The sequence below is a fragment of the Terrabacter sp. P5_B1 genome (assembly GCF_056400505.1).
Genome location: NZ_JBFULD010000346.1, coordinates 1 through 4,260 on the forward strand (window position 1 = coordinate 1; position 4,260 = coordinate 4,260).

A 4,260-nucleotide genomic window follows, 5' to 3' on the forward strand; every position below is an offset into this window, starting at 1 on the left:
GGTCCGGATCTTCTGATCGGCGGTGGGACGGCAGCGACCGACCCCGTGGGAGCGCCCGCGGGGTCAGTCGCCGAGCTGCAGCTTGAAGCCGACGTGCGAGGCCGTGAAGCCGAGCCGCTCGTAGAAGCGCCGCGCGTCGGTGCGGCTCGCGTCGCTCGTCAGCTGCACGAGGGTGCAACCGAGCCGCCGTGACTCGTCGACGGCCCACGTGACGAGCTCGGTCCCGAGGCCCGACCCGCGTTCGTCCCGGGCGATGCGGACACCCTCGATGATGGAGCGCGTGGCGCCGCGCCGGGACAGTCCGGGGATGATGCTGAGCTGGAGGGTCCCGACGACCGTCCCGTCGCGTTCGGCGACGACGAGGTGCTGTCCTCGATCGGCCACGACCCGGTCGTATGCCGCGTCGTACGTCGCGGAGTCGTCCAGGTCCTCCCGTGCCGCGCCCAGCGGGTCGTCGGCGAGCAGGGCCACGATCGCCGCCACGTCGTGACGGGTCGCGGGCCGGATGACCAACGGGCTCATGCGTTCTCGGCGGTGCGCTTCAGCTGGGCGAGCCCCTTCTCGAAGTCGGGACCGAGGAGCCTCTCCATCGACCAGACCTTGCTCATGAGGCGCATGACGGCGTTCTGGGGGCCGGTCATGGCCCACTCGACATGGGTGCCGTCACCGGCAGGTGTCAACGTGAAGTCGACACGGTTGTGCGCCTTCATCGGCGCGGCGAAGAGCAGGTCGACCGCGACGTGCTGCGGCTCCGACTCGAGGATCTCCATGCGGCCCTCGCCGGCCTTGCTGTTGCCGCGCCAGGCATAGATGGCCCCGACGCCGGTGGGCGAGCCGGCGAAGGTGCGCTCCATCGCCGGGTCGATGCCCTCCCACGGCGACCACGCCTGCCACTCGTGGAAGTCGTTGACGAGAGCGTGCACCCGCTCCGGGGGAGCGGCGATGGTCGTCTCGCGGCTGAGGTGGAAGCTCTTGTCGGCCATGGCGGCATCCTGCCACCGCGATGGCCGGCGTTGGGCTACGCGGCCGTCAGTCGGGGCTCTCAGCTTGCTGGGCGTCGACATCGACGAACGTCATGACGACGAGGTACGCCTCGGCATCGACGACGCCCGGGTTCGCGACGCAGGCAAACCGCGTGGCGTTTCAGTCCTTCTTCGCGGCAGACACATCGACGCACAGGGCCCCTCTGTTGCCGTCCTCGTCGGCGTCACCGAACCACAGGTTCGGCACCCGTCACGTGGCGTCCCGGACCTCGTCCCTGAAGGACCCACGTCCGTAGGACTCGGGGCTCCCGGACAGCAGGGCGGCCCAGACCGGGGCGATGGTCGCCGAGCACGCCGTGTCGAGGCCGTGCGCGTCCCCCGCCTCACCCACCGCGGCGACGAACCGTGCGCCGGAGCGAGCGGGGTCAGGCGGGCGGCGCGATGTCCTGCTGCGCGGGCAGCTGGTCCTGGCGCACGATGCCGACCGGGCACGTCATGCCGTTGGGCCCGTGGTTGCAGTAGCCCCCAGGGTTCTTGTGGAGGTAGCCCTGGTGGTAGTCCTCGGCGAGGTAGAAGGGGCCTGCGTCGTCAGCCGAGCGGATCTCCGTCGAGATCTGCCCGTAGCCGTTGTCGTCCAGGACCTTCTGGAACGCCTCCCGCGTCGCCTCGGCGGCACGTCGCTGCCCCTCGGTCGTCCAGTAGATGGCCGAACGGTAGGCGGTGCCGACGTCGTTGCCCTGCCGGTTGGCGGTCGTCGGGTCGTGGTTCTCCCAGAACGCCTTGAGCAGCAGTTCGGGCGAGGTGCGCGTGGGGTCGTAGACGACGCGCACCGTCTCGGCGTGGCCGGTGAGGCCGGTGCAGGTCTCCTCGTAGGTCGGGTTGGGCGTGTAGCCACCCATGTAGCCGGCCGCGGTCGAGACGACCCCGTCCTGCTTCCAGAAGATCCGCTCCACTCCCCAGAAGCAGCCCATCGCGACGTAGAGCACCTCCGAGCCGTCGGGCCACGGGCCCTCGAGCGGGGTGCCGAGCACGACGTGGGTGGGGCTCACGGCGAACGGTCGTTCCGCGCGGCCCGAGAGGGCCTCCTCGCGGCTGGGCATCTGGGACTTCCTACCGAATCCGAACACCATGCCAGTGTCACATCCTTGCTGCCGGGATCGTCTTACGTCCCTTCAACGTCCGTGCCCGCTCGGGTATGCCGCGTGGCGCGCCTCGGACCTTCGCTCGCCACCCGGTCCACGCCTCGATCACGCGAGAGCTCTTCGGGGAGCGGGGAGCGAGTGGCCGCTCGAGGAGCTGCAGGCGCTCCATCGCACCGGCACGAAGAAGCGGGCCGGCCTGGCCGACTGGGCCGGGGAGGTACTAGTACCAAAGCCCGATGGTGGACCGCCCACCGCGACGGGCAGCGTGAGCGGTGCAGCAGATGCTGACCCGCCGGAGGTGCCGGCGGGAGCCGAGGAGGCCACCATGAATGCACGCAGAACCTTCACGACGGGAGCCGAAGCGCTGTCGCGCGCGACGTCCGGCACCGGTGCCCGGAAGCCCAAGGTCAGGGCCGACGACCGAGCCCTCCAGCTCGAGCACGAGCTCGACAGGAACGGCGCCGGACAGCCCCGGCCGGTGAACCTCGCCGACAACGGCGTCGTCGTCACGAGCGGGACGTTCATCACGGCCGCCTCCAGCGGCTCGTTCGCGGTCCGTCGGGTCGTCGCCGACCGAGCCGGCAGCGACCGGTTCACGGCAACTGCCACGAATGCCGCCACCGGCGCCACCTGCCGTGGTGCACTGACCTTCGCCGGCTGACCGGGCGAGCTGGAGAGGAGACGTGATCACGATGCGACGACTTGCGATCGCAGTGGCGGCGGCAGCCGCCCTCATGCCGGCAACCCTCGGGCTGGTCGGCAACAGCTCCTTCGCGGAGTCGGTGCCGACCCCGGTGCCGCCCTCCGCCCAGGTGCTCCCACCCGTGGACGACCACGGCGGCGACCGCCCCAGCGGCACGCATACGGCCGAGCCGGGCGACGACCACGGGGGTGACCGCCCCAGCGGCACGCATACGGCCGAGCCGGGCGACGACCACGGCGGTGACCGCCCCAGCGGCACGCGTACGGCCGAGCCGGGCGACGACCACGGGGGTGACCGCCCCAGCGGTACGCGTACGGCCGAGCCGGGCGACGACCACGGCGGCGACCGATCCAGCGGATCCAGTGCGTCCCGCCACGGGTCCGACGACTCGGTCTCGCCGACGTCGTCCCACTCGTCGTCCCACTCGTCGTCCCACTCGTCGTCCGACTCGTCCTCCGACTCGTCCGGCCGCCACGGCTCGGACGACCGTGGGGGTGACGACCACTGACCGACATGCGACCGGCAACCGCCGAGCCCGCCCGCCCGACCACCCCTCCCGGGTCGGGCGGTGCGGCGGCGCGCCCGGACACCACCGGTCCGCCCTGGACGACCCTCGCCGACGGCCCCGCTCCCCCGAGGGACAGTCGCCTGCCGACGCGCCGCCGGATGCTGCTGCAGCTCGGTGCGACCGCCGCAGTGGTCCTGCTCCTCGTCCTGGTCGGCGCCTCGTGGGCCGCGAGCCGCCTGGCCGAGCGCGAGGCCGTCAACGACGCCGCCCACACCACCAACCTGCTCGCCCTGACCGTCGTCCAGCCCGCGCTGCAGGACGGCCTCGTCGACGGGGCCCCTGCCGCGGTGGCCGCCTTCGACCGGGTCGTCCGTGAGCGRGTGCTGCCTGCGGGCATCGTCCGGGTCAAGCTGTGGCGGCCCGACGGCACCGTCGTCTACGCCGACGACGGTCGGCTCGTGGGCCAGCGCTTCACCCTCGCCGACGACCAGCGCGAAGCCCTCTCCTCACCCCAGACCCGGGCCGAGGTCTCGGACCTCGACCGGTCGGAGAACGAGTTCGAGCGCTACGGCGGCAAGCTGCTCGAGGTCTACCGCCCCGTCTGGACGCCCTCGGGGTCCGAGCTGCTCTTCGAGGTCTACGGCGACTACGYCCCCGTGCAGAGTCGCGCCTTCGACCTGTGGCGCGGACTCGCAGGGGTCCTCACGACCAGCCTCCTGCTCCTGCTGGCGCTCCTCGCCCCCGTCGTGTGGCGACTGCTCGAGCGACTCGACTCCGCCCGGGCGCAGCGCGAGGACCTGCTCCGCCGGGCCGTCGACGCCTCGGACCGGGAGCGACGCCGCATCGCCGCCGACCTGCACGACGGGCCGGTCCAGGACCTCGTCGCGAGCTCGCTCGCCGTCTCCGGCGCGGCCGCGCGAGTGG

Annotated in this window: 6 protein-coding genes and 1 pseudogene; 3 read left to right on the top strand and 4 right to left on the bottom strand. The window is 72.2% G+C overall.

All coding sequences use genetic code 11. From position 1 onward, the window contains the following. Positions 1-63: 63 nt before the first annotated feature. The 4 genes from AC1DP0_RS18820 to msrA form a co-directional block, all read right to left on the bottom strand. Entirely contained in the window at positions 64-522 is a 459-nt protein-coding gene (locus AC1DP0_RS18820) for an N-acetyltransferase family protein (RefSeq protein WP_478087423.1), read from the bottom strand. Next, the gene (locus AC1DP0_RS18825) at positions 519-983 is read right to left on the bottom strand and encodes an SRPBCC family protein (protein WP_478087425.1); all 465 of its coding nucleotides are present in this window, start codon (positions 981-983) and stop codon (positions 519-521) included. Before AC1DP0_RS18825 ends, AC1DP0_RS18820 begins: the two co-directional genes overlap by 4 nt. A gap of 250 nt (positions 984-1,233) precedes the next feature. Continuing rightward, positions 1,234-1,374 (bottom strand): hypothetical protein, encoded by a 141-nt coding sequence (locus AC1DP0_RS18830; protein WP_478087427.1) that lies wholly within the window; start codon positions 1,372-1,374, stop codon positions 1,234-1,236. 34 nt (positions 1,375-1,408) lie between these two features. Next, the gene (msrA, locus tag AC1DP0_RS18835; RefSeq protein ID WP_478087429.1) at positions 1,409-2,083 is read right to left on the bottom strand and encodes a peptide-methionine (S)-S-oxide reductase MsrA; all 675 of its coding nucleotides are present in this window, start codon (positions 2,081-2,083) and stop codon (positions 1,409-1,411) included. A gap of 367 nt (positions 2,084-2,450) precedes the next feature. Between msrA and AC1DP0_RS18840 the strand changes: the two genes are divergently transcribed. The 3 genes and pseudogenes from AC1DP0_RS18840 to AC1DP0_RS18850 form a co-directional block, all read left to right on the top strand. Beyond that, the gene (locus tag AC1DP0_RS18840; RefSeq protein ID WP_478087431.1) at positions 2,451-2,786 is read left to right on the top strand and encodes a hypothetical protein; all 336 of its coding nucleotides are present in this window, start codon (positions 2,451-2,453) and stop codon (positions 2,784-2,786) included. A 31-nt stretch (positions 2,787-2,817) separates the two neighbouring features. Then, positions 2,818-3,336, top strand: a complete 519-nt coding sequence (locus tag AC1DP0_RS18845; protein ID WP_478087433.1) for a hypothetical protein — start codon at positions 2,818-2,820, stop codon at positions 3,334-3,336. A gap of 158 nt (positions 3,337-3,494) precedes the next feature. Next, positions 3,495-4,260: pseudogene (locus AC1DP0_RS18850) on the top strand (hypothetical protein); the annotation flags it as partial.